This is a genomic window from Streptomyces marincola, assembly GCF_020410765.1.
GTDB lineage: Bacteria > Actinomycetota > Actinomycetes > Streptomycetales > Streptomycetaceae > Streptomyces > Streptomyces marincola.
Genome location: NZ_CP084541.1, coordinates 4,192,624 through 4,219,393, shown reverse-complemented (window position 1 = coordinate 4,219,393; position 26,770 = coordinate 4,192,624). Strand labels below are relative to the sequence as shown.

23 protein-coding genes are annotated in these 26,770 nt (G+C 73.8%); 9 read left to right on the top strand and 14 right to left on the bottom strand.

Features of this window, described 5'->3' with window-relative positions:
- The first annotated feature begins 253 nt into the window (after positions 1–253).
- Entirely contained in the window at positions 254–685 is a 432-nt protein-coding gene (locus tag LC193_RS18490; protein ID WP_318842168.1) for a Fur family transcriptional regulator, read from the top strand.
- A gap of 319 nt (positions 686–1,004) precedes the next feature.
- Here LC193_RS18490 and LC193_RS18485 read toward each other — a convergent pair whose 3' ends face one another.
- Together LC193_RS18485 and LC193_RS18480 are read right to left on the bottom strand one after the other, a co-directional pair.
- The gene (locus LC193_RS18485; RefSeq protein WP_226075661.1) at positions 1,005–2,147 is read right to left on the bottom strand and encodes a CobW family GTP-binding protein; all 1,143 of its coding nucleotides are present in this window, start codon (positions 2,145–2,147) and stop codon (positions 1,005–1,007) included.
- Positions 2,147–2,410, bottom strand: a complete 264-nt coding sequence (locus LC193_RS18480; RefSeq protein ID WP_226075659.1) for a type B 50S ribosomal protein L31 — start codon at positions 2,408–2,410, stop codon at positions 2,147–2,149. The genes LC193_RS18485 and LC193_RS18480 overlap by 1 nt, the downstream gene beginning before the upstream one ends.
- 252 nt (positions 2,411–2,662) lie before the next feature.
- Between LC193_RS18480 and LC193_RS18475 the strand changes: the two genes are divergently transcribed.
- The 4 genes from LC193_RS18475 to LC193_RS18460 all read left to right on the top strand — a co-directional run bounded on the left by LC193_RS18475 (position 2,663) and on the right by LC193_RS18460 (position 7,485).
- A complete protein-coding gene (locus LC193_RS18475; protein WP_226075658.1) occupies positions 2,663–4,132 on the top strand; it encodes a type III PLP-dependent enzyme domain-containing protein in 1,470 nt (489 codons plus the stop codon).
- Entirely contained in the window at positions 4,129–5,448 is a 1,320-nt protein-coding gene (locus LC193_RS18470; protein ID WP_226075657.1) for a pyridoxal-phosphate dependent enzyme, read from the top strand. The genes LC193_RS18475 and LC193_RS18470 overlap by 4 nt, the downstream gene beginning before the upstream one ends.
- Before the next feature lie 4 nt (positions 5,449–5,452).
- Complete coding sequence (locus LC193_RS18465; RefSeq protein ID WP_226075656.1) at positions 5,453–6,655, top strand: aminotransferase class V-fold PLP-dependent enzyme; 1,203 nt, start codon at positions 5,453–5,455, stop codon at positions 6,653–6,655.
- A gap of 74 nt (positions 6,656–6,729) precedes the next feature.
- Positions 6,730–7,485, top strand: a complete 756-nt coding sequence (locus LC193_RS18460) for a class I SAM-dependent methyltransferase (protein ID WP_226075655.1) — start codon at positions 6,730–6,732, stop codon at positions 7,483–7,485.
- A gap of 96 nt (positions 7,486–7,581) precedes the next feature.
- Here the strand turns inward: LC193_RS18460 and rpsR are convergent, their stop codons facing one another.
- On the bottom strand, positions 7,582–7,833 hold the full coding sequence (gene rpsR, locus LC193_RS18455; protein ID WP_226075654.1) for a 30S ribosomal protein S18: 252 nt from the start codon (positions 7,831–7,833) through the stop codon (positions 7,582–7,584).
- Positions 7,834–8,094: 261 nt separating this feature from the next.
- On the opposite strand from rpsR, the gene LC193_RS18450 reads away from it, so the two are divergent.
- The gene (locus LC193_RS18450; protein WP_226075652.1) at positions 8,095–9,855 is read left to right on the top strand and encodes an ABC transporter ATP-binding protein; all 1,761 of its coding nucleotides are present in this window, start codon (positions 8,095–8,097) and stop codon (positions 9,853–9,855) included.
- Positions 9,852–11,594, top strand: a complete 1,743-nt coding sequence (locus LC193_RS18445; RefSeq protein ID WP_226075650.1) for an ABC transporter ATP-binding protein — start codon at positions 9,852–9,854, stop codon at positions 11,592–11,594. The genes LC193_RS18450 and LC193_RS18445 overlap by 4 nt, the downstream gene beginning before the upstream one ends.
- 17 nt (positions 11,595–11,611) lie before the next feature.
- On the opposite strand, the gene LC193_RS18440 is transcribed toward LC193_RS18445, so the two are convergent.
- The 6 genes from LC193_RS18440 to LC193_RS18415 form a co-directional block, all read right to left on the bottom strand.
- The gene (locus LC193_RS18440) at positions 11,612–12,541 is read right to left on the bottom strand and encodes an anchored repeat-type ABC transporter permease subunit (RefSeq protein ID WP_226075647.1); all 930 of its coding nucleotides are present in this window, start codon (positions 12,539–12,541) and stop codon (positions 11,612–11,614) included.
- Positions 12,541–13,284: an anchored repeat-type ABC transporter ATP-binding subunit gene (locus LC193_RS18435; RefSeq protein WP_226075644.1), complete on the bottom strand. Its 744-nt coding sequence runs from the start codon at positions 13,282–13,284 to the stop codon at positions 12,541–12,543. The genes LC193_RS18440 and LC193_RS18435 overlap by 1 nt, the downstream gene beginning before the upstream one ends.
- Complete coding sequence (locus tag LC193_RS18430; RefSeq protein WP_226075642.1) at positions 13,281–14,315, bottom strand: choice-of-anchor M domain-containing protein; 1,035 nt, start codon at positions 14,313–14,315, stop codon at positions 13,281–13,283. The genes LC193_RS18435 and LC193_RS18430 overlap by 4 nt, the downstream gene beginning before the upstream one ends.
- 80 nt (positions 14,316–14,395) lie before the next feature.
- The gene (locus LC193_RS18425; protein WP_226075639.1) at positions 14,396–15,991 is read right to left on the bottom strand and encodes an anchored repeat ABC transporter, substrate-binding protein; all 1,596 of its coding nucleotides are present in this window, start codon (positions 15,989–15,991) and stop codon (positions 14,396–14,398) included.
- A gap of 89 nt (positions 15,992–16,080) precedes the next feature.
- Entirely contained in the window at positions 16,081–18,126 is a 2,046-nt protein-coding gene (locus tag LC193_RS18420; protein ID WP_226075636.1) for a choice-of-anchor M domain-containing protein, read from the bottom strand.
- A 171-nt stretch (positions 18,127–18,297) separates the two neighbouring features.
- Entirely contained in the window at positions 18,298–19,527 is a 1,230-nt protein-coding gene (locus LC193_RS18415; protein ID WP_226078718.1) for a GTP-binding protein, read from the bottom strand.
- A gap of 83 nt (positions 19,528–19,610) precedes the next feature.
- On the opposite strand from LC193_RS18415, the gene rpmG reads away from it, so the two are divergent.
- Complete coding sequence (rpmG, locus tag LC193_RS18410) at positions 19,611–19,775, top strand: 50S ribosomal protein L33 (protein WP_226075634.1); 165 nt, start codon at positions 19,611–19,613, stop codon at positions 19,773–19,775.
- A gap of 139 nt (positions 19,776–19,914) precedes the next feature.
- Here the strand turns inward: rpmG and LC193_RS18405 are convergent, their stop codons facing one another.
- From LC193_RS18405 to LC193_RS18390, 4 genes are read right to left on the bottom strand one after another with little or no spacing between them, the layout of a single operon-like run.
- On the bottom strand, positions 19,915–22,164 hold the full coding sequence (locus LC193_RS18405) for a xanthine dehydrogenase family protein molybdopterin-binding subunit (protein ID WP_226075632.1): 2,250 nt from the start codon (positions 22,162–22,164) through the stop codon (positions 19,915–19,917).
- A complete protein-coding gene (locus LC193_RS18400) occupies positions 22,161–23,309 on the bottom strand; it encodes an XdhC family protein (protein WP_226075629.1) in 1,149 nt (382 codons plus the stop codon). The genes LC193_RS18405 and LC193_RS18400 overlap by 4 nt, the downstream gene beginning before the upstream one ends.
- Before the next feature lie 42 nt (positions 23,310–23,351).
- The gene (locus LC193_RS18395; protein ID WP_226075626.1) at positions 23,352–24,329 is read right to left on the bottom strand and encodes an FAD binding domain-containing protein; all 978 of its coding nucleotides are present in this window, start codon (positions 24,327–24,329) and stop codon (positions 23,352–23,354) included.
- Positions 24,329–24,934: a (2Fe-2S)-binding protein gene (locus tag LC193_RS18390; RefSeq protein WP_226075624.1), complete on the bottom strand. Its 606-nt coding sequence runs from the start codon at positions 24,932–24,934 to the stop codon at positions 24,329–24,331. Before LC193_RS18390 ends, LC193_RS18395 begins: the two co-directional genes overlap by 1 nt.
- A 281-nt stretch (positions 24,935–25,215) precedes the next feature.
- On the opposite strand from LC193_RS18390, the gene LC193_RS18385 reads away from it, so the two are divergent.
- Complete coding sequence (locus LC193_RS18385; protein ID WP_226075621.1) at positions 25,216–26,055, top strand: helix-turn-helix transcriptional regulator; 840 nt, start codon at positions 25,216–25,218, stop codon at positions 26,053–26,055.
- Here LC193_RS18385 and LC193_RS18380 read toward each other — a convergent pair.
- Positions 26,033–26,680, bottom strand: coding sequence for a hypothetical protein (locus LC193_RS18380; RefSeq protein WP_226078923.1), 648 nt, complete (start codon positions 26,678–26,680; stop codon positions 26,033–26,035). The two genes, LC193_RS18385 and LC193_RS18380, sit on opposite strands and share 23 nt — an antisense overlap.
- Positions 26,681–26,770: the final 90 nt, after the last annotated feature.

Below are 26,770 nucleotides of genomic sequence, written 5' to 3'. Positions count from 1 at the left end.
GCCCGCATCGATGTCGCCGGCCAGGCCGGCCCGCAGCAGGTCCGTGTCCTGGCCCCTGCGCCGGACGGTGGGTGGCGTCGCCCGCGCCGCCCGGGAAGCCGCAGCAGGCGCCGTTCGGTGCGGTGCGGGCGGCACCTCGCGCACCGGCGCGCTCGCGGGACATCAGGCGTGACTGTTGATGGTGATGGAAATCATTGTCGTCTATGCTGGTGTCTCGTTGCCGGGCGCCGGACTCGTACAAGGGTGATCCACGGTGAGCCACAGCATGGAAGAGCGGCTGCCCCCCGGGCGCACGACACGTCGGCGGGCCGCTGTCGAGAGGGTCCTCGCCTCGTGCGACTCCTTCATGTCGGCCCAGCAGCTGCACGCCGAGATGGCCGCCCGCGGCATACGCGTCGGGTTGACGACGGTGTACCGCACCCTGCGGGGACTTGAGGCCGCGGGCCGCGCGGACGTGGTGCGGGACGAGGTCGGGGAGCGCCTCTACCGGCAGCGCCTCCCCGACGGCCACCGCCACTACCTGCTCTGCCGCAGGTGCGGCCTGAGCCGGCCGGTGGAGTCGGACATCGTCGAGACGTGGGCCGAACGCGTCGGTGCGGACACCGGGTTCGCCGAGCTGGAGCACACCGTCCAGCTGACCGGCCTCTGCGGGCGCTGCCAGGCCGGACCGGCGCACGGCGGATGACGCGGGCCGCGGCGCGTTCCCCCGCGGCCCGGGGCCATCGCCGGCAGTTCCGCCACACATCGCCGGAAGTCCCGCCGGAGGGTGACGAGGCCCGCGCCGCGCCGTCGAGGGCGCCCACCGGATGCGCGTCGAGTCGAGCGCCGAACCGCTCGCGGGCACACGCGCGGTGGACACGGGAGCCCTCACCGCCGTTGCCGGCGGCATCGGCCCGGACGAGGCGGAGCCGCCGGCCCCCGGGCCAGCGGCGCGCCCCCTCAACGGAGTGAGGCGCCGCCCGGCCGCCGCCGCGGCCCGGACGGCGCCCCGCCCCGCCGACCGGTCAGGTGACGGCCAGCAGCTGGTCGAAGCCCGAGCGCTGGGTCGCCCACACCAGAGGGCCCGCGGCGTACTCCTCGTCGGTGAGCAGGCAGGAGTCCAGCAGCTCGGTGAGCCAGCCGGTGTCGAGCCCGGGGGCGACGAAGACCAGGTGCTGCCCCCGGTCACCGTGCTCGGGGTGCCAGTCGATCTGGGCCGCCACCTGCCGTTCCACCGGCAGGGAGGACCGGATCTCCTCGGGCAGCGCCGCGAACCAGGGCCCCATGTCATCGACGCACAGCGCTCCCCCGGCCGCGTCCCACCACAGCATGGTGTCGGTCCGGTCGGCCACCCAGAACCTGCCCCGGCTGCGGACGGCCGCGCAGGCCAGGTCGGGGAGGGCGGAGTACAGCCGGTGCGCGTGGAAGGGGCGGCGAGCCCGCCAGACATGCGTCGTCACGCCATCGTGCTCGCCCGCCTGGGGCAGCAGAGCCGTGGCGGGGTGAACGCGCGCGGCGGCGGTCGCGGCGTCGAAGCCCGCGGTGACCACGCGGAGGAAGTCCGGGTGGGTGGGCGCGGTGAGGGTGGCCGTGCCGTGCAGGTGAACGAGCAGCGCCCGGTCGGTCGCGTCCGGCGCCGTCCCGCCTTCCACGAGGGCGAGCACCGGCGCGTATTCGAGCTGCCGGGCGAAGGTGTCGCTCACCGTGCGCTGATCGGTGGACGCGGCGGCCAGGCCGACATCGGCGAGGTCGTCCCCCTGGGCGAGGGAGGGCAGGAGCCGCGCGGGATCGACTGCGGTGACGACGCCCACCAGGGACACGCCGTCCCCCGCCTGGCTGTCGATCAGTTGGGCCATCGCCTGCGGCTCGACCGAGTCCCACAGCTCGACGACGGCCAGCGCGCACAACTCACCGCTGTCGGCGAGCCGTTCGAGCTCCGGCAGCAGATCCTCCCGGAGGGCGCAGCAGGCGCAGTCGTTCACCAGCGGCGCCTCGTCGACGGAGACGACGTGCGAGGGGTCCCTCACCACCCGCAGGACCGTGCCCTCGCCCGCGGTGCTCAGGTCGTGGTGCAGCACAACGCTCTTGGGCACGGCGCGCAGCAGGGCGTCGACGACGGCCCGCCTGGCGTCCGCGTGCAGGCCGGCCACGATGACGACGGGGAGCATCAGCGCGATCCCCCACGCTCGTACCGGCGCCTGAACCGCTCCACGCGGCCGGCCGTGTCCACCACGCGCATGTTCCCGGTGTAGAAGGGGTGGCTGGCCGAGGAGATCTCGACATCGATCACCGGGTACACGTTGCCGTCCTCCCACTCGATGGTCCGGTCGCCCGCCCTGGAGACGAGGGTGGACCGCGTGAGGAAGGAGTAGCCGGCGGCCTGGTCACGGAACACCACGGGGCCGTAGGCGGGATGAATGTCCGGTTGCATGGTGGTAGGGCCTTTCCGCTGCTGTTTCTTCGGGTGCCGGCGGTCGCCCGGCCGCATCCGGTGCCGACTCGGTGCACCATAGAGCAAAACGAGAATCATTTTCAATAACCGCGCGGCCGCTCGCGGTACCGACCCGGCAGTGCGGCCACGCGTGCGTGAACCGCGGTGAGTTGGCAATGATTACCGGAGCCACCCGGGTGCTGTCCCGTGGCCCGCCGGGCTGCGCCGTCGTACAGGGAGGAACGATTCTTCGTGAGCGCGCCGCTGTACCTGCAAGCACGTCTCGGCCCGTCACTCGGTTCGCTGCTCGACTCCCGGGCGTTCCTCCACTCGCTCGTGGACGCCCTCGGCTCGCCGCTCAACGTCCTGCTCCCCGAGGGCATCGCGGAGAACGTCGAGCGGTTCCGCGCCGTCTACCGCAGGCACCGGCTGAACGGCCGCGTGTTCTTCGCGCACAAGGCGAACCGGTCGAGCGCGCTGGTGCGGCGGCTCGCGGCGACGGACGCCGCGATCGACGCCGCCTCGCTCGGCGAGCTGAGCCACGCGCTGGGCGCCGGGTTCGCCGCGGACCGGGTGCTCACGACCGGGCCGAAGGACCCCGAGACGCTGTGGCTCGCGGCGCGGGCGGGGGCCCTGGTCGGCGTCGACGCGCCGCAGGAGCTGGACGACCTGGTCGCGCTCGTGCGCGCCCACGGGCTGCCCCGGGTGCGCATCCTGCTGCGGCTCTCCGGCTTCGAGCGCGAGGGCGTCCGGGTGCTGTCCCGGCGCAGCCGGTTCGGCTCGCCGGTCGCGGAGGCGGGGACGCTGCTCGACACCGTCGCCCGGCACCGGGACGCCGTCGATCTCGTGGGCGTGGCCTACCACCTGGACACGACCGGGATCGCGGAGAAGGCCGTGGCGCTGGAGCGCTGCGTGCGGGTGATGGACGAGGCGACGGAACGCGGCCTGCGCCCGCGGGCGATCGACATCGGCGGCGGCTTCGGCGTCAACTACCTCGCCGACGGCGGGCAGTGGGAGCGTTACACCACCGAGCTGACGAACGCCGTGCTGGGCAGACGCCCGCCGCTGACCTGGCGGCAGCACGGCTACGGGCTGCGCAACGAGGGCGGCACGGTGCGCGGCAGGCTCGCGCTCTACCCGGCCCACCGGCCGGTGGCGGGGGCCGACTACCTCGACGAACTGCTCGCCACGCCCGCGCCGTCGCTCGGCCGCTCCCTGGCCAGCCTGCTGCTCGACCACCTCTACGACCTGTACATCGAGCCAGGGCGCGCCCTGGTGGACCAGTGCGGTCTCTCGCTGGCGAGGGTCCTCGACGTGCGGCTCGCAGAGGACGGCACCCACCTGGTACGGCTCGGCATGAACGCCTCGGACGTCAGCCTGGAGGAGCACGGCGTACTGGTCGACCCGGTCGTCGTGCCCCGCGGCGGGGGCGGCGCCCCGGCCGCCGCGGGGGCGGGGCCGGTCGGGGTCCACCTGATGGGCAACCTGTGCCTTGAGGCGGACCTGGTGACGCGCCGCGTGGTCTTCCTGCCCCGGTTGCCAGAACGCGGCGACCTGCTGGCATTCCCGAACACCGCGGGCTACTGCATGGACTTCCAGGCGCACGGGGCGCAGATGCGGCCGACGGCCAGGAAGGTCGCGGTCACCCGCCGGGGCGAGTCCTGGCGGTGGGCCCTTGACGAAGAGTACTGGCCGATCGGGCAGGGGGGCACGGAAGCATGAGGTACGACAGCATCACCGAGGCCATCGGCAACACGCCGCTGGTCCGCATCGATCCGGCCGTGCACGGCCTGCGACGCATCGACCTCTACGCCAAGCTGGAGATGCTCAACCCGTTCGGTTCCGTCAAGGACCGCGCCGCGTGGCACATGCTGCGCCCCGGGCTCGCCGGCGCCGTCGAACGGGACGAGCAGGTGGTCGAACTGTCCAGCGGGAACACGGCCAAGGCGCTGGCGACGCTCGCGGGCATGCACGGGCTGCGGTTCAAGAGCGTCACCAACCGCATGCGCGTGCCCGAGATCAAGGAGCTGCTGCTCCTGCTGGGCGCCGAGATCGAGGAGCTGCCGGGGCGCAGCGAATGCCTCGACCCGACCGACACGGACGACCCGCTGACCCTCTTCCACCGTGCCGTGTCGCAGGAGGGCAGCGACTACCTGCACACCGACCAGTACTTCAACCAGCGGAACACCGAGGCCCACGCCACGGGAACGGGCCCCGAGATCGTCAAGGACCTCGACGGCCGGGCCCCCGACTGGTTCATCGCCTGCGTGGGGACCGCCGGCTCCTCCACGGGGGTCGCCCGGGTGCTGCGGGAGCACGACCCCCGGGTGCGGGTCGTGGGGCTCGTGGCGCAGAAGTCGGACTTCATCCCGGGCATCCGCACGCTCGACGAGGTGCACGAGGTCGGCCTGTTCGACCCGGACACCTACGACGCGATCGAGGCGGTGGGCGCGGACGAGGCGATCGACGGCATGCTGACCCTGAACCGCCGGTGCGGGCTGCTCGCGGGCCCGACCAGCGGCGCCGCCTACCTGGGCGCGGTGCGGCACCTGCGCGCGCTCGACGCGGAGCTGACGGAACGCGCGACGGCCGTGTTCATCGCCTGCGACCGGGTCGAGAGCTACCTGAGCTACGTGCGGCAGCGGCGCCCGGAGCTGCTGGGCGGCTCCCCGCGGCGCAACGCGCCCGACTCCCTGACGCCTGACGAGCTGGCCGCGGCCCCCTCGATCGAGGTCGCGGAGGCGCGCGAGTGGATCGAACGGGAGCGCCCGCTGGTCGTCGACCTGCGGGGCCCGCGGGCCTTCGCCACCCTGCACATCGAGGGAGCGGTCAACATCGTCGACGACCTCTTCGAGCAACTGGTGAGCGGCGGGCTGCCGTTCGGCAGACGGCAGCCCGTGCTCCTGACGTGCCCGGTGGGCGAGAGGTCCGCGCGGTTCGCCGCGCTGCTCACCCGGATGGGGCATGCGGACGTGCGCAGCCTGAGCGGCGGCATCATCGCGTGGCGCGACGCGGGCGCCCCCCTGGTGCGGGACTGAGCGCGTGCCGACCGACGACCTGGCGCCGCTGCGCGCGTGGCAGCGCGCCCTGCGCGCCCAGTTCCCCATCGTGGTCGACCACCCGGGGCTCGCCTACCTCGACAGCGCGGCGACCACGCAGAAGCCGCGCGCCGTCCTGGACGCTGTGCACGCCTACCTGACGACGGGGAACGCGAACGCGAGCCGGGGCTCCTACCCGTGGGCCAACGCGACGACCGCGATGGTGGAGCGGACCGGCGCGCGGCTGAAGGAGTTCCTGGCGGACCCGGACCCCGGGCGGTCGGCCGTCCACTTCACGAGCGGCACCAGCCAGGGGCTGCGCAGCGTGGCGCTCGACTGGCTGGCGCCCCAGCTCGCGGACGGCGACGAGATCGTCGTCCCGTTCGAGGACCACCAGGCGAACCTGTCGCCCTGGCTTGAGGCGCGGGACGTGCTGGCGCGCCAGGGGGTGGCGGTGCGGGTGCGGGGGCTGCCGTACCAGGACTCATCGGGCGACTACGACCACCGGGCCCTGGCCGGTCTGATCGGCCCGCGCACGCGTTTCATCGCGGCCACGCACGTGCACCACGTGAGGGGCGGCGACATGAACGTGCACCGCGTCCGCGAGGCGGCGGGGCCCGGGGTGCCCATCTGCCTCGACGCGGCGCAGGGCGTGGGCCACGTGCCGCTGTCGGTGGCGGACCTCGACGTGGACTTCGTGGTCTTCTCCGGGCACAAGGCGCTGGCCCTGCCGGGCACGGGGGCGGTGTGGGCCCGGCAGGCGCGGGGGCCCGCGTTCCGCCCGGGCGGCTGGAGCGGAACGCCGAACACCGCGGGCATCGCGAGCCTCGCCGCGGCGCTCGACTGGCTTGAGGAGGCCGGTCTCGAACGCGTCGAGCGGTGGACGGTCGGCCTGGCCGCGCGGCTGACGGAGGGGCTGCGGCAGTTGGCGCCCTACCGCGTCCTGGGCTGCCAGCTGAGCCTCGCCGCGATGTCGGAGGTGCAGCGGCGGCGCGGCATCGTGTCGTTCCGGCACCGGGACATCCCCGCGGACGACCTCGGCTTCATCCTCTTCGAGCACGGCTTCATGGTGCGCGCGGACACGCTCTGCCAGGCAGGCGCCGACGGCGGCGAGGACCGGGAGGGCGCGGTGCGGGTGAGCCTGCACGTCTACAACACCGAGGAGGAGGTCGACCGGCTGCTGTCCGTCCTCACCGATCTCGCGTGAGACGAAACTGAAAACCGTTGCCGGTAAGCTGGGCCGCGCCGGGGATCCGCCGAGGAGGAGGGTGACGCGACCCGATGGGTATCAGCATGGCAACGGCCGAGATGTGGGTCGAACGCTGGGAGCGTCAGCAGCAGCGGTACGCGATCGACCGCGAGGAGCGGTTCGGCGTGATCGCCGACGTGGTCGAGCACGCGACGGCCGGCCTCGCCCGCCCCCTGCTCGTCGAACTGGGTTGCGGCCCCGGCTCGTTGGCGTCCCGGCTGGTCCGGCGCACGCCGGGCGCCGAGATCGTGGCCGTCGACCGGGACCCGGTGCTGCTCGAACTGGGCCGCACCCACCACGCGGACGCCGCGCGCTGGGTCGAGGCCGTGCTCGGCGACGCCGGCTGGGCCGGCGCCCTCGGGCTGGACCGCGCCGCGGACGCGGTCGTCTCCTCCACCGCGCTGCACTGCCTCCCCGAGGAGGCGCTGGCGCGCACCTACCGCGACGCCGCCGCCCTGCTGCGGCCCGGCGGCGTGCTGGTGAACGCCGACCACTTCCCGTCCGACGGCGCGTTCTGCTCGGGGCTCACGGCCCATGTGGGCCGCCGCCGGCAGGAGGCCGCGCCGGTGGGGCAGGCGCTCGACTGGGAGTCCTGGTGGGCGGCGGCGGCCAGGGACCCGGAGCTGGCCGACGCGTTCGCCCAGCGCGCGCTGCGGCCCGCGCCCGGCGACCCGGACGAGCCGCTGACCCTCTCCCGGCACGTCGGGCTGCTGCGGGCGGCCGGCTTCCAGCAGGTGTGCACCGTCTGGCAGTACGGGCAGAGCCGGGTCCTGGTCGCCGTCAGGTAGCCGCACCCGGCCGGCGGCGCCCGGGGCCGTGGCCGCCGACCTTGCGACCGGCGGCCACGGCCCCGCCGTCCCGGCGCCGCGCGGGAACGCCCCGCCTCACGCGGCGCTGCGCCCCGTGCCCGGGTAGGGCAGCAGCGCCATCTCGCGGGCGTTGCTGATCGCTCGCGCCATCTGGCGCTGCTGCTTGACGGTCAGCCGCGTCACGCGGCGGCTGCGGATCTTGCCCCGGTCGGAGATGAACTTCCGCAGCAGGTCCGTGTCCTTGTAGTCGATGTAGGTGATGCCCGCGGCGAACAGCGGGTTGGGGCGGGCCGGGCGGTCCGAGCCACGGCGCGTCTGCCTGCTCATGGATGACTCGCTTTCCAGGTCGGGGTGTGGCGCCGGCGGCGGCGGCCGGCGCGCCCGCGACGGGCGGCCGGAACTTTTGTCCACCGGAACCCGGACGACCACTAATGAAAAAGATTATCGTTTGCGTATAGTACCTCTGCGGCACACGCCGCCACTCGTCCGGTGACTCCTCGCACGTCCCGACCGGTCCGCGAGCGGCTGGGGACCCCTCTGCCGCCGGACCGGTACCCGGTCCGCCACGCGTCCCGAGGAGGCCGAACGATGTCCCCACCCGAAGCCGGACCGGAGGGCAGGGCGGCGCTCGGTGAGCTGCTGGCGCCGGTGCGCCACCGGATCCTGATCGCCTGCCTGCTCGAAGCGGTCGGTTCCGTGGCCCGCGTCGTGCCCCTGATCGCGCTCGTCGAACTGGCCCGCGAACTGCTCCGCGACCCGGTACGGGAGGACCGGGTCTGGGCCCTCGTCGCCACCGCCGCCGCGGCCCTGCTGATCCGCCTCGCGGCCGGCGGAACGGCCCTCACCCTCACCCACCTGGCCGACGTCGACCTCCAGTCGCACCTCAGGAGGCGGCTCGCGGAACGGCTGGGCCGCGTGCCGCTCGGCTGGTTCACCGACCACGCGTCGGGCCGGGTGAAGAAGGCGCTCACCGACGACGTCGCGGGACTGCACCACCTGGTGGGGCACACCTGTCTCGATCTCACCACCGCGGTCGTCACCCCGCTCGTCGCCCTGGGCTACCTGTTCGTCAGCGACTGGCGGCTCGCACTGCTCACCCTGCTGCCGACCGTGTTCGGGATCGTCCGGTACGGCACGATGATGCGCGGGCAGGGCGAGCAGATGGCCCGCTACCAGCGGTCCATCGGCGATGTGAGCGCGGCGGCCGTCGAGTACGTGGACGGCATAGCGATGGTCAAGATCTTCGGACGGCCGGGCGCGGCCCACTCCCGGTTCCTCCGGGCCGCCGAGTCGTTCGTGACGGACTTCTGGGAGTGGGTCCGCGGGATGCTGCGCGGCTCCACCGTCGCCGAACTCGCCCTGGCGCCGTTCACGACCCTGCTCGCCGCCCTCGTCGCCGGCACCGCCTTCGTCCAGGCCGGCTGGGCGGAGCCGCTCGACATCCTCCCCTTCGTGGTGCTCGGCGCGGCCGTGGCCGGCCCGTTCCTCGAACTCAACTACGGCTACGGCAACCTCACCGCCGCGCGGCACGCCGCGGCGAACATCCAGGAGCTGCTGCGCACGCCCACGCTCGCCGCCGCCCCGGCCGGCGCCGCCCCGCCCGCGGGCGACCACGTCTCCTTCACCGGTGTGCGGTTCGGCTACACCGACGGGACCGAGGTGATCCGCGGCGTCGACCTCGACCTCGCGCCCGGCACCGTCACGGCCCTCGTGGGCCCGTCGGGCGCGGGGAAGAGCACGCTCGCCGCACTCCTGGCCCGCTTCTGGGACCCGGCCGATGGCTCCGTCACCCTCGGCGGCACCGACCTGCGCGAGCTCGACCAGGACACCCTCTACACGCGGGTGGGGATGGTGTTGCAGGACGTCCGGCTGCTGCACGCCTCGATCCGGGACAACATCAGGCTGGCCCGGCCGCACGCGACGGACGCCGAGATGCTGGCGGCGGCCCGGGCCGCCCGCGTCGACGAGCGCGTCCGCGCCCTGCCCCGGGGGTACGACAGCGTGTACGGGGAGGACGCCGTCCTCTCCGGGGGCGAGGCCCAACGCGTCGCCATCGCCCGCGTGCTGCTCGCCGACACGCCGGTGATCGTGCTGGACGAGGCCACCTCCCACGCCGATCCGGACTCCGAGGCGGCCGTCCAGGACGCCCTGTCCCGTCTGGCCGCCAGCCGGACGGTGCTGGTCGTCGCCCATCGCCTGCGCACCGTGAGCGGGGCCGACCAGATCTGCGTCATGAACGACGGGCGGATCGTCGAACGCGGTGAGCACCGGGCCCTGCTGGCGCGGGGCGGCCTCTACGCGGAGCTGTGGCGAGCCCAGGAAACTCTGGAAGAAGGGATGCCCGCGTGATCGGACACCTGCTGGCCCTGGGGGACCGCCCCGGAGCCCGGCCCATCCGCCGCAACCTGATCAGTCTGGTGGCCGAATCGGTCCTCGCGGGCCTCGGATACGCCTGCATGGTGCCCGCCATGGAGCAGACCCTGTCCGGCCGCCCCGAGAACGCCTGGCCGTGGATCGTCGCCGTGTGCCTGCTGTTCTGCTGCTACGCCGTCGTCCGCTACCGCACGCAACTGGCCGCCTACCGCGCCGCCATCGGCCTGGCCCGCGAGCTGTTCCACCGGCTCGGCGCGAAGGTCGGCTCGCTGCCGCTCGGCTGGTTCTCCGACCCGGTGCGCGTGGGCGAGCTGAGCCAGCTCTCAAGCCGCGGCATCGTGGACGTGATGGGGGTGCCGGCCCATTTGCTGCGCCCCCTGGTCGCCTCCCTGGTCACCCCGGCGACGATCGTGCTCGCGATGTGCCTCTTCGACTGGCGCCTCGCCCTGCTCGGCGCGCTCGGCATCCCCCTGGTGTTCCTGGCCGGGCGCTGGGCCGGGCGCCTGGTGGCCCGCATGGACCGGGTGGAGAAGACGGCGTCCACCAAGGCAGCCGCCAGGGTCGTCGAGTTCGCGCGCGCCCAGGCGACGCTCCGGTCCGCGGGCCGCACAGCCGCCGGCCACCGGCTGCTCGACGAGGCCCTGACGGAGCAGAGCAGGGCGCAGCGTTCCACCATGCTGCTCGGCGCCCCGGCGCTGCTCTCCACCGGCCTCGTCATCCAGCTCCTGCTCATCGCGATGCTGGCGCTGGGCGCCGAACTCGCCCTCGCGGGCGAGCTGTCGGCCCCCTCGATGGTCGCGCTGCTGGTGCTCGGCGTCCGCCTGACCGAACCGCTCGGCACGGCCGCCGAGGTGGGCACGGCCGTGCGCCTGGCCGGGAACTCCCTGGCCCGCTACCAGGAGGTCCTTGACACGCCCGTGCTCCCCGCCCCCGAGGCGTCGCCCGCCGACGTCCACGCGGCCCCCGCGTCCGTCGAGTTCCGGGACGTGACCTTCGGCTACGGCGCCGAACCGGTCCTGCGCGAGGTGAGCTTCGAGGCACCGGCCGACGGGATGACGGCCGTCGTGGGCGCGTCGGGGTCGGGCAAGACCACCGTGCTGCGGCTGATCGCGCGGTTCTGGGACGTGCGCGGCGGAGCGGTGCTGATCGGCGGCACCGATGTCCGCCGGTTCGCCACCGACGACCTGATGCGCCGGATCTCCCTGGTCTCCCAGGACGTGTACCTCTTCGACGGCACCATCGAGGAGAACGTCAGGATGAGCCGCCCCGACGCCACCGAGGACGAGGTGCGCCGGGCGGCCGATCTGGCCCGGGTGACGGAGATCGTGCGGCGGCTGCCGCAGGGCTGGCACACCCGGGTCGGCGAGGGCGGCACCGCGCTCTCCGGCGGTGAACGCCAGCGGATCTCGATCGCCCGCGCCCTGCTGAAGGACGCGCCGATCGTGCTGCTCGACGAGGCGACGGCGGCCCTCGACGCCACCAATGACACGCACGTCACCGCCGCCCTCGGCTCGCTGCGCACCGGTCGCACCCTGATCGTCGTGGCGCACCGGCTGCCCACGATCCGGTCGGCCGACCGGATCGTGGTGCTTGAGGCCGGCCGGGTGATCGAGGCGGGCACCCACGACCAGCTCGTCGCCCGGGGCGGCAGGTACCGGTCGTTCTGGGAGGAGCGCACCCGTGCCGCGGGCTGGCGGCTGACCGGCAGGACCTGACGAACGGGCCGGGCCCGTCAGGGCACCGCGGCGGCCTCCCGGGCGCCGTCCGCGGGCCCGGGGCCCCGCGCCCGCCCGCCGGAGGCGGCGGCGCGCCGCTGCCCCCACCGGGCGAGCAGGCCGTGGCGCGGCGCGAGGAGCCAGGCCAGCAGGAACAGCGCGGTGGCGACCAGCACGATGGTGCCGCCGGTCGGCAGGTCGAGGCTCCACGAGAGGTACACGCCGGTCAGGGCCGAGGAGCCGCCGATGACGGGCGCGAGCAGCATCATGACGCCGAGGCGGTCGGTGAGCAGGCGGGCCGTGGCGGCCGGGGTGATCAGCAGCGCGAGGACCAGGATGTTGCCGATGGTCTGCACGGAGATCACGATGGCCACCGACACCATGACGTAGAGCGCGAGGTCGAGCGCGAACACGGGCAGCCCGAGCGCCCGCGCCGACTCGCGGTCCAGGGTGACCGAGACGAACTCCTTGTGCAGCAGGAACGCCAGGGCCAGCAGCAGCACGGTCGAGACGGCGACCACGTACAGGTCCTCGTCGGGGATGCCGGTGATGGAGCCGAAGAGGAACTGCTGGAGCGATCCCGAGTAGCCGGGGGAACGGCTGATGATCACGATGCCGAGGGCGAAGGCCCCGACGAAGAAGACGCCGATGACGCTGTCCTCGCGCAGCCTCCGGTTCTGCGAGAAGACGGCCACCGCGACGGCCGTGAGCACTCCGGCGACCGCGCCGCCGAGCACCAGGTTGCCCTGCACGACGAACGCCACGGCCAGGCCGGGGAAGACGGCGTGGGCGACCGCGTCCCCGATGAACGCCATCCCCCGCAGCACCACGTAGCAGCCGATGACCCCGCAGACGGCCGAGGACATCAGCGCGACGAACAGCGCCTTGGGCAGGAAGGAGAGCGCGGGGTTGAACAGGTCGGCGACGAACTCCTGCGGCGTGAGCATCACTTCACCCCCAGGGCGGCGAGCAGGGGACTGCCGGGGCGGATGCCGAACGCCGTGCGCCACAGCTCGGCGTCGCGCAGCGCGTCGGGCGGGCCCGTGGCGAGGACCGTTCGGTTGACGAGGCAGAGCCGGCCGCAGGTGTGCATGGCCGCGGCGAGGTCGTGGGTGGTCATCAGGACCGCGCGGCCCTCCCGGCTCAGCTCGGTGAAGAGGTCGGTCAGCAGCTCCTGCGTGGGCACGTCGAGCCCGGTGAACGGCTCGTCGAGCAGCAGGACGCTCGGCCGCAGCGCCAACGCCCGTGCCACCAGGACGCGTTGCCGCTGGCCGCCCGAGAGCTGGCCGACGGCGCGGTGCCGCAGGTCCGTCATGCCGACGCGCTCAAGCGCCTCGTTGACCGCCCGGTAGTCCTCCACGCCCGCGCGGCGGACCCAGCCGATGCGCCGTACCCGTCCTGAGAGCACCGTGTCGGCCACGTTGATGGGGAAGTCCCAGGCGAACTCGTGGCGTTGCGGAACGTAGCCGACGCGCTGGCGCACCTTCGCGATGGGCGCGCCCTCCACCTCGATGCTGCCGGACGCCCGTCTCACCAGGCCGAGCACGGACCGCAGCAGGGTCGTCTTGCCGGCGCCGTTCGGGCCGATCAGCCCCATGAAGTCGCCGGCGTCCAGCGTGAGGTCGACGTCGTGGAGCACCGGCCGGCCGCCGAGCACGACGTTCAGGCCGCGCACGGACAGCGCGGTCATGACGCCTTCCCGTCCCGGCCGGTCCCGAGTCCAGCGGCCTCGCGGGCCCGCCGGCCGCGGACGGTGACCACCACGACCGCGGCGAGCAGCACGAGGGCCACGGCGCCCACGGCGATCAGCGTGACGGGGAGGGAGGAGTCCTCGCCGCTTGACGCGGTGTCCTCCCCGTCGGAGTCCGGCGCCGGGGAGGCGGACGGGTCCGCCTCCTGGTCCGCCCCCTCCCCCGAGCCGGCCGGCGCGTCGCCGTCGCCGGTGGGGGCGGTGGCGGCGAACGCGTCCGCCACATCGGTGCTCTCGCCGACGGCGAAGCGCAAGGGGGCCCGGTCGGAGACGCGTTCGCCGGTGATCAGGTCGGCGGAGACCTCGAAGTCCACGACGTAGACGCCGGGTTCGGTGAAGACCCAGTTGGCGTGCGTGTGGGTGTTGATGTCGACCCACAGGTCCTGCGGGCCCTCCTCGTCACCGTCCCACAGCACGTCGGGGGCGCCGAGGTTCCCGTTCTGGAGGAAGACGGAGAAGTGCCCGGGGCCGCTCACCCCGTGCATGGTCAGGGTCACGCCGCGGTTGACGCGTTCCATCACCTCGGGGTCCTGGGTGTTCCAGCCCAGCCACACGACCTCGGGGGCCTGCGTCTGCGGGACCACGAAGACGTCGCTGCCGGGCTCGGCGTCGAGGAACGCGAAGTCCGGGTCGTCCGGGGCCTGCTGCACCGACGCGTCGACGACCTGCGTCACCACGTCGGTCAACGACCGCCACACCGGGGGCGACGCGGAGTCGTCGCGCCCCTGGATGCGCCACTCGCCGTCGACGAAGCGGGGGCCGATGTCCACGTGGCCGACGTTGAGTACCGCCTCTCCCGTCGCGTTGCGCTCGTCAGGGGCGACGGTCTGGCCCAGGTCGCCGTCCTCGCCCTCCAGGGCGTGGCCGGCCGGAGCCGTCACGCCGAGCAGCAGGGCCGAGAGGCACAGGGCGAGCGCGGGGCGGCGGACGCGCGGGCGCGGTCCCGCCGGGCGCGGGGAGGGAGGGAGCATCGGTTTTCCTGTTCTTCGGGACGGGGGCTTCACGAGCGGCGAAGGGGGCACGGCCCGGCGCGCGGGGGCGCCGCGCGGCCTCAACCGAGGCACGCGCGCAGGGAGTCGGCGTTGGCGCGCATCATCTCGACGTAGTCGGTCACCTCTTCGTCGAACGCGTCGCCGTAGATGGTGCAGACCTCGACGCCCTGCTCCTCGGCCACTTGGACGAGCGTGCTCGACCGGCTGCGCAGGTTGGGTTCGAGGAAGACGGCGGGCACCGACAGGTTGGCGATGGTCTCGCTCAGCCGGCGGCGTTCGGCGAGGCTGGGTTCCGTGGCCGGGTTGGGGGTGACGAACCCGGCGATCGACACGTCGTAGGCGGCCCCCAGGTAGCCGAACGCGTCGTGCGTGGTGACCAGGTGCCGCCGGGACGCGGGGATCTCCGCGATGGTGGCCGTGACGTAGGCGTCGAGCGCCTCCAGTTCCGCGAGGTAGGCGGACGCGTTGGCGCGGTAGTCGGCGGCGTGCTCGGGGTCGATCTCGGTCAGGACGTCGCGGATGATCTTGACGTAGGCCATCGCGTTGCGGACGTTCTGCCACAGGTGCGGGTCGATCTCCCCGTGCACGTGCCGGCCGAGCACCGCCTGCGGCAGCTGGTGGATGTCCTCGCCCGCGCGGCCGAGCATGCGGAACCTGGGGTCGCCCGGCACCTCCGTGATGGCCTTGTTGGGCACCTCGACCACCGTGCGGGCGGCCGGGTGGACCCCGTCGTCGCCCTCGGCGTCGGTGGTCAGCAGGAGGCTGTCGCCGCTCCCCCGCGCGGCGGCGTCCAGGTCCACGGTCACGTCGGCGTGGCCGCCGTCCAGCACGGTGGCGCCGGCCATGCCGGGCACCGAGTGCGGGTCCACGCCGACGGCGAACGTGATGGTGGCCCGGCCCTGCGGGACCGGACGGCTCCGCGCGGTGGGCACGACCTCGGCGGCCACGTCCAGCCGGTAGACGCCAGGCTCGGTGAACGCCCAGCTCATGTGCGTGTGGGCGGCCGGCGGGAGGACCGCGGTGTCGTCCTCGTAGCCGTCGCCCGCGTCGAAGCCGTCGGAGGAGTCGAAGAACACCGTCGGCTCACCGAACGTCTCGGTGAGGTAGCCGATCAGGTCGCCGGGTCCTTCGAGTCCCGTGGCCTTCAGCCGGACCTCGGACGACCGGGTGGCGCCGACGCTCTCCCCGGTGCCGCGGACGCGGAGGCCGAGCCAGATGGTGTCGAGGTTGACGTTCTCCACCAGCGGGATGATCTCGGCGGCGTAGGCCACGGCGCGCTCGGCCAGCGGCACGTTGGGCACGTCGGCGGGCAGGTTGGCGTCCAGCGCGCGGATGAGGTTCTGCTCCTCAAGCATGAGGTAGTTGCTGAAGGCCGCGTCGGCGTAGACGATGTCCCGGATGTCGCGCAGCGAGGGTTCGTAGCTGTGCGGGTCGCCGCCCTCGGGGACGAGCGATTCGACGTCGACGAGGTCGCCGCCGACGTGGCGGGCCAGGTCGGCGAGTATCCCGGTCGTCGTGACCACGCTGACCCGGCCGTCGTCGGCCGGTTCCGCGACCCCGGCGCAGCCGGTGAGCGCCAGCGCCAGCGCGGCGGCCGACAGGCCGGTGCCGGCCGCGGGCCACCGGCGGCGCCGCGCGCGTTGTGTGCCGGTCATCGCCGGTGTCGACCTCTCTGCTCGGTGATCACGAGGGGCGGCCGGGGGCGGGAGGCGCGTGGCGCGCCTCCCGCCCCCGGCGCGGTCGCTCAGGCGCGCGCCAGGCGGCGCCGGTTGAGGGCGAAGGCCGCGGCGCCGACCGCGATCAGGGCCGCGCCGACCCCGGCGAGGAGCGGCGACACGCCGCCGCCGGTGCTCGCGAGGTTGCCGCCGCCGCCGAGCTGGTCGTCGGACAGGTCGCAGTCCTCGCCGTCGGCCGTCCTGCCCACCGTGACCGTCGTGGTCGTGGTCGTGGTCTCCCCCTGCTCCTGCGCGGTGCTGGGCGCGTCCCCGACCGCGAAGGTGTAGGTCTCGGTCTCGCTCGTGACGGACTCCCCCGTCTCCGGGTTGGTGGCGGTGGCCCGGGCGGTGAGCGTGTACTCGCCGGGCTCGGCGAACGTCCACTGCGCGTGGGTGTGCGCGGGCCGCTCCTCGCGCACGGTGCCGGGCAGTTCGTGACCGCCGTCCTCAAGCAGCGGCACCACGCCGCCGAAGGTGTTGGTCGTGTACAGGTACACGGCGCCGGGCCCGTCCACCGCCGTGATGTCGATCTCGACGTCGGTGTAGCCGCTGCCGGCGACGCCGTTGGTGTTCCAGCCGGGCCAGATGAGGTCGGGGTCCTGGGTCAGCGGCAGCAGGTAGCCGGAGGGGCTGCCCGGGTACTGGGACGGGATGTCCTCGGTGAGCGCGTCCGGTGTGACGTGCAGGACCACGTCCTCGGGCGCGTGCCGGACGTGGCTGCCGGTCACGTCCTCCATGAGGTCGAGCACCAGCCCTCCGCCCTCGGCGGTGACGTTGAACGCGTCGATGTGGCCGTGGTCGAGCACCAGCGTCTCGCCGGTCTCCTCGGGGACGGGGACCTCGCGCTCCTCCTCGACGGGGAAGCACTGGGGTGCCGGGGAGCCGGACCCGCCGGTGGAACCGCCGCCCGCGGTGCCGCCCCCGGCCGTTCCGCCGCCGGCCGTTCCCCCGCCGTCCGCATCGCCGCCGCCGGTGGTGCCGCCTGACGTCGTGCCGCCAGATGTGCCGCCGCCGCCCGTCGTCCCACCGGACGTCGTGCCGCCGGACGTTCCGCCGCCGCTCGTCGTGCCACCGGACGTCGTACCCCCGGTGGCGCCGTTGCCGCCGTCGTCCCCGGGCTCCTCGCCGTGGTGGTCGTCGATGCGCACGGTCACGGGCTCGGAGGCGGCGACGACCTCGTGGTCGGCGTCCAGCAGCTCGGCCCTGATCTGCTGCCCGTCGGTCTCGGCGGTTCCTGTGTAGAGGTCGCCGTATGCGCCGTCGACGACCTCCCAACTGCCGGACGAGGACTCCCTGGTGTACCAGTGGTAGTGGTCCAGGTCGGTCTCGGCGTCGGGAACGGCCCTCAGCTCGACGGTGTCGCCCGTGTGGTAGTGGTCGGCCAGGCCGTCGATCGACAGTCCTGTCGGTACCGGCGCCGGCTCCTCCAGGTCTCCGACGGCGAAGGTGTAGGTGGCCGGTTCGCTGGTGAGCGACTGGCCGGTGCCGGGGTCGGTGGCGGTGGCGCGGGCGGTGAGCGTGTACTCGCCCGGCTCGGTGAACGTCCACTGCGCGTGGGTGTGCGCGGGCCGCTCCTCGCGCAGCGTGCCCGGCAGTTCGTAGCCGCCGTCCTCAAGCAGCGAGGTCACCGTGCCGAAGCCGCTGAGCGTGTACAGGTACACCTCGCCCGGCCCGTTGACCGCGCTGATGTCGATCTCGACATCCGGGTAGCCGCTGCCGGCGACGCCGTTGGTGTCCCAGCCCGGCCAGATCAGGTTGGGGTCCTGGGTCAGCGGCAGGACGTAGCCGGCCGGTGAGCCGGGGTACTGCTCGGGGATGCCGTCGATCCAGGCGTCCTGCTTGACGTGCAGCAGCACGTCCTCCGGCGCGTGCCGGACGTGGGAGCCGGTGACGTCCTCCGCGAGGTCGAGGACGAGTTCCCCGTTCGTGACGGTGACGTTGAACGCGTCGATGTGCCCGTGGTCGAGGACGAGCGGGTCCGCGGCCTGCGCGGTGCCCGCCGTGCCGACCGCGAGTGCGGCGGTGAGGAAGCCCGCTATGGCGTGCCGCCATCCCGGGCGTGATCGGGTGGTCATCTGGACAACTGCTCCTTGGTCGAACGCTGTTGCGCGTGCGGGGCGGAGAGGAGATGGGCGCGGAACTTCCCCGCGAGAGAATACAAAACGAAAATCGTTCTCATCAATACGTCGAGGCCACGGGTTCCCTGCGCCACGGCCCCGCCGGCCGGCGTGCGGGACGGCGACGGGTCAGTGCCCGTGCGGGTGCTCGTGCGGGTGCTCGTGCGGGTGGTCGTGGGCCGCGCCGGGGCCGTCCCACGCGGGGAACGCGTCCTCGTACGCGGCCCAGGCGGCAGGGCCCGCCGCCCACTCCGCGTCGTCGACCAGGCACGACGTGAGCGCGGCCCGCAGGTCGCCCTTGTTCAGGTCGGTGCCGATGAAGACCAGCTCCTGCCCCGAGGCGAGACCGCCGTCGGCCGGGGCGGCGCGCACCCCGGACGGCTCGAACCTGGCCACGGAACCGGCCTGCGACCACAGGCCGGTGACCCCGGGACGGGAGGCCAGCCAGAAGAAGCCCTTGGAACGCAGCACCGAGCCGAAGTCCCCGCTGTCGAGCCGCTCGGTGACGAACGTCCACAACCGCCCGGGGTGGAAGGGGCGGTCGGCCCGGAAGAGGAGACTTGAGATGCCGTACTCCTCGGTCTCCGGCACGTGGTCGCCGTTCAGCTCGGCCAGCCAGCCGGGCGCCTCCTGGGCCCTGGCCAGGCTGAACCTGCGGGTGCCGAGCACCTCGCGGAGCGGGACCCGACCCCGGCTCGCCCGGATCATTCGGGCGGCCGGGTTCAGGCGGCGCAGGGCCGCCTCAAGCCGGACGAGGTGCCGCCGCTCGACGAGATCGGTCTTGTTGAGCACGAGGACATCGGCGAACTCGACCTGGTCGACGAGCAGGTCGCTCACCGTCCGCTCGTCGTCCTCGTACTGGTCGAGGCCGCGGCCGGCCAGGGCGTCGCCCCGGTCGAGCTCGGGCAGGAAGTTGACCGCGTCCACCACCGTCACCATCGTGTCCAGGCGCGCGAGGTCGCCCAGCGTGGCCCCGTCGTCCCGGGGGAACGCGAACGTGGCCGCGACCGGCATCGGTTCGGAGATGCCGCTCGACTCGATCAGCAGGTGGTCGAACCGGCCGGCCCGCGCCAGGCGGTCCACCTCCTCCAGCAGGTCGTCCCTGAGGGTGCAGCAGATGCAGCCGTTGGTCATCTCGACGAGCCGCTCCTCGGTGCGCGACAGGGAACCGCCGTCGCGCACCAGGGCGGCATCGATGTTGACCTCGCTCATGTCGTTGACGATGACCGCCACCCGCAGGCCCTCGCGGTTGGCGAGGACGTGGTTGAGCAGCGTCGTCTTGCCCGCGCCGAGGAAACCGGAGAGAACGGTCACCGGCAGCCGCCCCTCCCCCGGCAGCACGGAAGCCGCCGCCCCCATCGCCCCGAGGCCGTCGGCCGTACCCATGTCGCTCACGGAAGCCCCCTTATTGAAAATGATTTCCGTTTGCGTACCATGGTCGCATGGCTCGCGACGACATCCGACCCGTGATCAAGCTCAAGTCCACGGCGGGGACCGGCTACACCTACGTCACCCGCAAGAACCGCAGGAACGACCCCGACCGGCTGCACCTGCGCAAGTACGACCCCATCGTCCGCCGCCACGTGATGTTCCGTGAGGAGCGGTGAAGCGGCCCGCCACGTGACGGCACCCGGCCGGCCGTTCCGCACCCGCTGGGTGTCCCGGGCACGGGAACGGCCCCCGACCGCGTTCGACGCGCGTCAGGGGCCGTGGTGCGGGAGCGGCGGCACCCGCCGCGCCCTCCCGCTACAGCAGCTTGTCGGGCGTGATGGGCACGTCGCGCACGCGGATGCCGGTGGCGTGGAAGACGGCGTTGCCGACCGCGGCGGCCGAACCGACGGTGCCGATCTCCCCGAGGCCGCGGGCGCCGAGGCTCCTGGTCCCGACCTCCTCGTCGCCGTCCCCCAGGGGCCCGGTCAGCACCGGGTCGGGCCGGTCGAGCAGGTGCACGTCGATGTCCGGGATGTCGGCGTGCACGGGCACCAGGTAGTCGGCGAGCGTGCTGGCGGCCAGCCGGCCGGTGTCGAGTTCGAGCGGGTTCTCCTCCAGCAGGGCGTGCCCGATGCCAAAGATGACGCCGCCGACGAGCTGGCTGCGGGCGGCCCTGGCGTTGATGACCCGGCCGACGTCCGCGACCGTGGTGAAGCGCGTGACGCGGGCCTCGCCGGTGAACCGGTTGACGCGCACCTCGCAGAAGTGCGCGCCGAAGCTGTGGTAGCCGTACCCGGCGGGAGCGCCCGCGGGACCCGCGGCTGTGGCGTCGACGCCCGGCGCCCCGAGGGTGGTGAGCAGGTCGCCGAAGGTCATCGAACGGCCGTGCCCGTGCAGGCTGCCCCCCTCGTAGCGCAGGTCGGCGGCGTCCGTTCCGTGCCACGGCGATCCCGCGTCGGTCACCGCGCGCCGCTTGAGTTCCGCGATCGTGTCGCGGGCGGCCTGCACGACGATCGGCACGGTGGAGTGCGTCGCGCTTGAGGCCACGGCGGGGGCGCCCTGGGGCAGCGCCGAGTCGCCGATCTCGGGTCTCACCCGCTCCAGGGGGATGCCCAGGGCGTCGGCGCCCGCGATCGCCACCATGGTCCACCCGCCGGTGCCCAGGTCCGAGATCCCGGTCGACACGACCGCGGTGTCGTTGTCGAGCAGCCGGACCCGGACGTTCGCGGGGTGGCGGGTCGCCGGGTACACGGCGGAGGCCATGCCGGTGCCGAGCAGCCACTGCCCGTCCACGCGCGCGCGGGGCGTGGCGTCGCGCTCGGACCAGCCGAAGCGCCGGGCGCCGACGCGGTAGCACTCGTCGAGGTGCTTGCTCGACCACGGTCGGCCCGTGGCGGGGCTGACGGTGGCGTAGTTGCGCAGCCGCAGCTCGACCGGGTCGACGCCGGTGGCGACCGCCAGTTCGTCCATCGCCGTCTCCAGGGCGAACGCGCCGGGCGCCTCGTTGGGTCCCCGCATCGCGCGGCTCGCGGGCAGGTCGAGGGTGACGAGCCGCGGGTCGGTGCGCAGGTTCGGCGTGCTGTAGAGCGTGTCGGACGAGGAGTGGGCCGGCAGCATGTTCCAGCCGCCGGCGGCCGGCATCTCGGCGGTGCTCTCGTGGCTGACGGCGTTGAGTATGCCGTCGTTCGAGGCGCCGAGCCTGACGGTCTGGGTGAGGTGCGACCTGTGGCCTGCCAGGGTGAACACCTGCTCCCTGGTGAGGACCAGCTTGACCGGGCGGCCCAACTCGCGGGCCGCCGCGGCGGCGAGCGGCGCGTCGCTCCACACGGGGACCCGGCCGCCGAAGCCGCCGCCGACGTGCTGCGTGATCAGCTGGACGTTCTGCGGCAGGACGCCGAGCCGCTGGGACAGCACGAGCGCGTACGCCGCCGGTATCTGCGCACCTGCGTGGACGGTCACCCGGTCGCCGTTCCAGACGGCGAGGGTGGCCTGGGGCTCCATCGCGGCGTGGTGCTGCACCGGCTGGTGGAAGGACGCCTCCACGACGACGTCGCTGGCGGCGAGCGCCGCGTCGATCGAGTCGGCGCCGGGGGCGAGCACCGTGAGGGCGCTCGGCGTCCCGCCGGTCGAGGGGGCCGCCACGCGCGGCCCGTCATCGAGCGAGGTGCGCGGCGGCCGCGCGTCGTACGTCGCGGTGACCAGCGCCGCGGCGTCCCGCGCCTGCTCGGGGGTCTCGGCGACGACCATGGCGATGATCTGGCCGTGGAAGCGCACGTCCGCGTCCTGGAGGGGGGCGTAGAACTCGCTGAACCCGCGGTACTGCTCCGCGACCGGGTAGAGCCGCAGGCGCGGCTCCGGCGCCGCGTACACGCGCAGCACTCCGGGAGCCGCCAGCGCGGCGGCGGTGTCGACCCCCGTGATCGTGCCCCGCGCGATCGTGCTCGTGACGACGTGGGCGTGCGCCGTTCCCTGGGCCGGGTGGTCGGCCGAGTACCGGGCGGCGCCGGTGACCTTCAGCCGGCCTTCGACGCGGTCGGTGGCGCGTCCGACGGGGGAGGCGGTCATCCTGACTCCTGACTGCTGGGAACGGCGCCCGGCGACGGGGCGCCGCGATGGTGGATGGGAACGCCGGTGCTCAGCGGCACGCCGCTTCCGCCCAGCCGCTGGGCGACGATCTCGGCCGCGATCGACAGCGCGGTCTCCGCGGGGGTGCGGGCGCCGAGGTCGAGGCCGATCGGTGAGCGGAGGCGGCCGAGTTCGCGGTCGGTGAGGCCGGCGGCGCGCAGGCGCGCCAGGCGTTCCTCGTGGGTGCGCCGGGACCCCATGGCCCCGACGTAGGCGACCGGCAGCCGCAGCGCGGCCTCCAGCAGCGGAACGTCGAACTTCGGGTCATGGGTGAGCACGCAGATCACCGTGCGCCCGTCCAGGCGCTGCGCCCGCAGGTAGCGGTGCGGCCAGTCGACGACGACCTCGTCGGCGTCGGGGAAGCGTCCTGGCGTGGCGAACGTGGCCCGCGCGTCGCAGACGGTCACCCGGTAGCCGAGGAACCCGCCGACGCGGGCCAGCGCCGCGGCGTGGTCGATGGCCCCGAAGACGAGCATGCGCGGCGCCGGGGCCGTGCTCTCCACGAGGAGGGTCAGCGGCTCGCGGCAAAGGCCGTCGGCCGTTCCGATGTCGACCGTGCGGGTCTGCCCCGCGTGCAGGACGCCGGCCGCGTGGCCGACGGCCGCGCGGTCGAGCCGTTCGTCGCCCAACGTCCCCTCGCCCGGCAGGTCGGGCCGCACCACGATCATCCTGCCGAGGCGGGCGCTCGGGCCGCGCACGATCGTGGCGACGGCGACCGGGCGGTTCCGCGCGGCGTCGGTGAGGGCCGGGCCGAGTTCGGGTTCCGCGCCGGGGTCGTGGTGGCGCAGGACGAGTTCGATCGTGCCGCCGCAGGTGAGGCCGACGCCCATGGCGTCGCCGTCGGAGTAGCCGAACCGCTCCACCCTCGGCCGCCGGTCCCCCCGCAGCATCTCCAGGGCCGTCTCGTGGACGGCGGCGTCGACGCAGCCGCCCGACACGTTGCCGAGGACGGCCCCGTCCGCGTCGACGACCAGGGAGGCGCCCGGCTGCCGCGGCGCGCTGCCGGCCACCCTCGTGACGGTGGCCGCGACGAACGGGGTCCGGGTGCGGACGCGTTCGAGCAGGTCGGTGGCGAGCTCAAGCATGGCGTCCCGTCCCCGCCGCCGCGGGGGCCGCGGCCCGGCAGGTCACCGGCGCTCCCGCAGGTCGGTGAGGGCCCGGACCAGCGTGCGCCGCAGCAGCGCCGGCTTGAACGCGTTGTGCGCCAGGGTCCGCGCGCCGTCCGCGGCCCCGGCGACGGCCGCCTCGAACGTGTCCGCGGTGGCCGGGCGGCCCTTCAGGGCCCGTTCGACCGCGGTCAGCCGCCACGGCTTGGTGCCCACCCCGCCGGCCGCGATCCTGGCCTCCTTGATGGTGTCGCCGCGCAGTTCGAGCGCGACGGCCGCCGAGGTCAGGGCGAACTCGTACGACTGCCGGTCGCGCACCTTCACGTACGTGGAGTGCGCGGCCCACGCCGAGCGCGGCACGGAGACGCCGGTGATCAGCTCGCCGGGGCGCAGGACGTTCTCGATGTGGGGCGTGCTCCCCGGCAGGGTGTAGAACGCGTCGAGCGGCACGGTCCGCCTGCCGCGCGTCCCGGTCAGCTGCACCTCGGCGCCGAGCGCCACCAGCGGAACGGCCAGGTCGCTGGGGTGGGTCGCCGCGCAGGCGTCGCTGGTGCCGAGGATCGCGTGCGCGCGGTTGATGCCGGTGAGCGCCGCGCAGCCGCTGCCGGGCTCGCGCTTGTTGCAGGCGGTCGCGACGTCGCGGAAGTAGCCGCAGCGGGTGCGCTGCAACAGGTTCCCGCCGATGCTCGCCATGTTGCGCAGCTGGGCCGACGCGCCCAGCTCCAGCGCCTCGGCGATCATCGGGTAGTGCCGGCGCACGCTCTCGTGGGCGGCGACGTCGCTCATCCGTTCGAGCGCGCCGATGTGCAGCCCGCCGATGCCGTACCTGATGCCGCGCAGCGGGAGCCGGTTGATGTCGACGACCTGCTCGGGGGCCATGACCTCCAGCTTCATCAGGTCGACCAGGGTCGTGCCGCCGGCCAGGAACGCGGTGTCCGCGCCGGCCGCGGTGAGGGCCTCGCGTATCGAACGGGCCCTTGCGTAGGTGTACGGCTTCATCAGCGCATCACCTGCTGCGCGTCCCGGATCGCGTCGACGATGAACGGATAGGCGCTGCACCGGCAGATGTTGCCCGACATGCGTTCGCGGATCTCGTCGTCCGAGCCCGCCGGGCCCTCGTGGACCATGGCGACCGCCGACATGATCTGCCCCGGCGTGCAGAAGCCGCACTGGAACCCGTCGTGTTCGATGAACGCCCGCTGCATCGGGTGGAGTTCGTCGCCCTGGGCGAGTCCTTCGATCGTCGTGACCTCGGCGCCGTCGACGGTGGCCGTCAGCGTCAGGCAGGACAGCACGCGCCGGCCGTCGACGTGCACGGTGCACGCCCCGCACTGGCCGCGGTCGCAGCCCTTCTTCGTGCCGCACAGCTCCAGCCGTTCGCGGAGCGTGTCGAGCAGGGTGTGGCGCGGATCGACCCGCACGCTGCTCGGGTCGCCGTTCACCTCGAACCGCACGTCCACCAGGCCGTCGTCCCCGGCGCCGGTGGCCGGCGCGGCTCCCGCCGCGGGTGCGAGCAGCGGCACGGCCGCCGCGGCGACACCCCCTCCCAGGAACCCGCGGCGGGAGAAACCCGCTTCGCCGTGGCCGTCATCGTCTGGACTCATCGCAACTCCGCGTGGTCGGGGACCGGACCTGTCCGCGCCCGCACCGCGAGGGTGCGGGGCGCCCAGGACCGAGTACTGGCCACAGGCTCACCGACAAGTGCGGGCGACTACCAGGACCCGCCGGTCCTGGGATGGGCCGTCCGCGCCCGTGCTGACGGCGGTGGTCCGCGGCGCACACCGCCGTTCTCCCCGCTCCGCGGCGCGAAGGGGGGATCGACAGGTCGTGGATGCGCGGGCGCGGCGGACGGTAGAAGTGGAGGCAGCCACGAGAGAGGAAACGCATGGTGATCGACCGGGCCGGGCTCGCGGAGTTCCTCCGGCACCGCCGGGGCGTGCTGCAACCCGAGGACGTCGGACTCCCGCGCGGTCAGCGGCGCAGGACCGGCGGGCTGCGGCGCGAGGAGGTCGCGGCGCTCTGCCACATGTCGGCCGACTACTACGCGCGCCTCGAACAGGAGCGCGGACCGCACCCGTCCGAGCAGATGGTCGCCTCCATCGCGCAGGGGCTGCACCTCTCCCTCGACGAGCGCGACCACCTGTTCCGCCTGGCCGGGCACAACCCGCCCGTCCGCGGCTCCGCCAGCGAGCACATCAGCCCCGGGCTGCTGCGCATCCTCGACCGCCTGCACGACACTCCCGCGGAGATCGTCACCGAACTCGGCGAGACCCTGCGGCAGACCCCGCTCAGCGTGGCCCTGGTCGGTGACCTCACCGCCTTCAGCGGCCCGGCCCGCTGCATCGGCTACCGGTGGTTCACCGATCCCGCCGTCCGGGAGCGGTACGCGCCCGAGGACCACCCGCTCCTGACGCGCATGTACGCCTCGGGCCTGCGCCAGATCCTCGCGTTGCGCGGTCCCGACTCCAAGGCGGCCCACCTCGCCGAGCTGCTGCTCGGCCAGAGCGAGGAGTTCCGCGAGGTGTGGAACGACCACGAGATCGGCGTGCGCCCCCACGAGGTGAAGCACCTCATCCACCCCGAGCTCGGCGCCCTTGAGCTGAACTGCCAGCGGCTGGTCGATCCCGGGCAGGCCCACTCGCTGCTCGTCTTCACCGCCGTCCCCGGCAGCGAGAGCCACGAGAAACTGCAACTCCTGTCCGTCATCGGGTCGCAGCCGCACTGACGCCTACGCGTAGGGGTGCTCGGGCCAGGGCAGCTCCCAGTCGCAGGTGATCGGCCCAGCGGCCCGGTCCTGGTGGAGGCCGCCCGGCCCCCGGGACCACATGTTCCACAGGGAGTCGAGCGGACGGGGGCTCGAACACGATGCCCTGCCGGTGGCACCAGTCGTCGTCGTAGTACTCGTCGGTACAGCGCTCGGCGGGGTCGCACAGCAGGGTGGCGGCGGAGGCGGCGTCGCGGACGCGGATCATGCGGTCGACGGTGGTGGGGATGAAGGACGCCTCGACGCGGGGGCGGCCGACGCCCTCGATGTGGGAGCCCTTGCCGGTGACGGAGGAATCGCGCCAGGCGGCCGTGCCGCCGGTGCCCGCGCCCATCACGGACTGGGTCGGCAGCGCCGCCGCCAGCCGGTGCTTGTGGCTGCCCGAGGGCTGCTCCGCCTCCCGCTTGATGTACAGCCGCAGCCCGTTGAGCCGGGGCGGCAGCGGGATCTCGGACAGCTCCGTCTCGATGGGGGCCAAGTCGCGGAGCCGCCGGAGGCAGTCGACCACCCAGCCCCGGTCGTCCGGGTGGACGTCCGACTCGTCGTCGCCCTCGACCTGCGCCTTGCCTGTGGGGCGCTCCACCACGGTCGTCTTCCACCTCCGTTCGACCTGGTCGGGCCCGGCCGAGCGGCCGGCGCCCGCCCATGACCGGCAGCGCGGCGGCCCCGGTCGGCA

Excerpts from the sequence above, each read along its gene's own strand:
- LC193_RS18400 (WP_226075629.1), bottom strand. The coding sequence starts at position 23,309 with ATGCTTGAGCTCGCCACCGACCTGCTCGAACGCGTCCGCACCCGGACC.
- LC193_RS18430 (WP_226075642.1), bottom strand. The coding sequence starts at position 14,315 with ATGCTCCCTCCCTCCCCGCGCCCGGCGGGACCGCGCCCGCGCGTCCGC.
- LC193_RS18460 (WP_226075655.1), top strand. The coding sequence starts at position 6,730 with ATGGGTATCAGCATGGCAACGGCCGAGATGTGGGTCGAACGCTGGGAG.
- LC193_RS18395 (WP_226075626.1), bottom strand. The coding sequence starts at position 24,329 with ATGAAGCCGTACACCTACGCAAGGGCCCGTTCGATACGCGAGGCCCTC.
- rpsR (WP_226075654.1), bottom strand. The coding sequence starts at position 7,833 with ATGAGCAGGCAGACGCGCCGTGGCTCGGACCGCCCGGCCCGCCCCAAC.
- LC193_RS18425 (WP_226075639.1), bottom strand. The coding sequence starts at position 15,991 with ATGACCGGCACACAACGCGCGCGGCGCCGCCGGTGGCCCGCGGCCGGC.
- LC193_RS18415 (WP_226078718.1), bottom strand. The coding sequence starts at position 19,527 with ATGGGGGCGGCGGCTTCCGTGCTGCCGGGGGAGGGGCGGCTGCCGGTG.
- LC193_RS18435 (WP_226075644.1), bottom strand. The coding sequence starts at position 13,284 with ATGACCGCGCTGTCCGTGCGCGGCCTGAACGTCGTGCTCGGCGGCCGG.
- LC193_RS18480 (WP_226075659.1), bottom strand. The coding sequence starts at position 2,410 with ATGCAACCGGACATTCATCCCGCCTACGGCCCCGTGGTGTTCCGTGAC.
- LC193_RS18450 (WP_226075652.1), top strand. The coding sequence starts at position 8,095 with ATGTCCCCACCCGAAGCCGGACCGGAGGGCAGGGCGGCGCTCGGTGAG.
- rpmG (WP_226075634.1), top strand. The coding sequence starts at position 19,611 with ATGGCTCGCGACGACATCCGACCCGTGATCAAGCTCAAGTCCACGGCG.
- LC193_RS18420 (WP_226075636.1), bottom strand. The coding sequence starts at position 18,126 with ATGACCACCCGATCACGCCCGGGATGGCGGCACGCCATAGCGGGCTTC.
- LC193_RS18405 (WP_226075632.1), bottom strand. The coding sequence starts at position 22,164 with ATGACCGCCTCCCCCGTCGGACGCGCCACCGACCGCGTCGAAGGCCGG.
- LC193_RS18440 (WP_226075647.1), bottom strand. The coding sequence starts at position 12,541 with ATGCTCACGCCGCAGGAGTTCGTCGCCGACCTGTTCAACCCCGCGCTC.
- LC193_RS18470 (WP_226075657.1), top strand. The coding sequence starts at position 4,129 with ATGAGGTACGACAGCATCACCGAGGCCATCGGCAACACGCCGCTGGTC.
- LC193_RS18390 (WP_226075624.1), bottom strand. The coding sequence starts at position 24,934 with ATGAGTCCAGACGATGACGGCCACGGCGAAGCGGGTTTCTCCCGCCGC.
- LC193_RS18385 (WP_226075621.1), top strand. The coding sequence starts at position 25,216 with ATGGTGATCGACCGGGCCGGGCTCGCGGAGTTCCTCCGGCACCGCCGG.
- LC193_RS18485 (WP_226075661.1), bottom strand. The coding sequence starts at position 2,147 with ATGCTCCCCGTCGTCATCGTGGCCGGCCTGCACGCGGACGCCAGGCGG.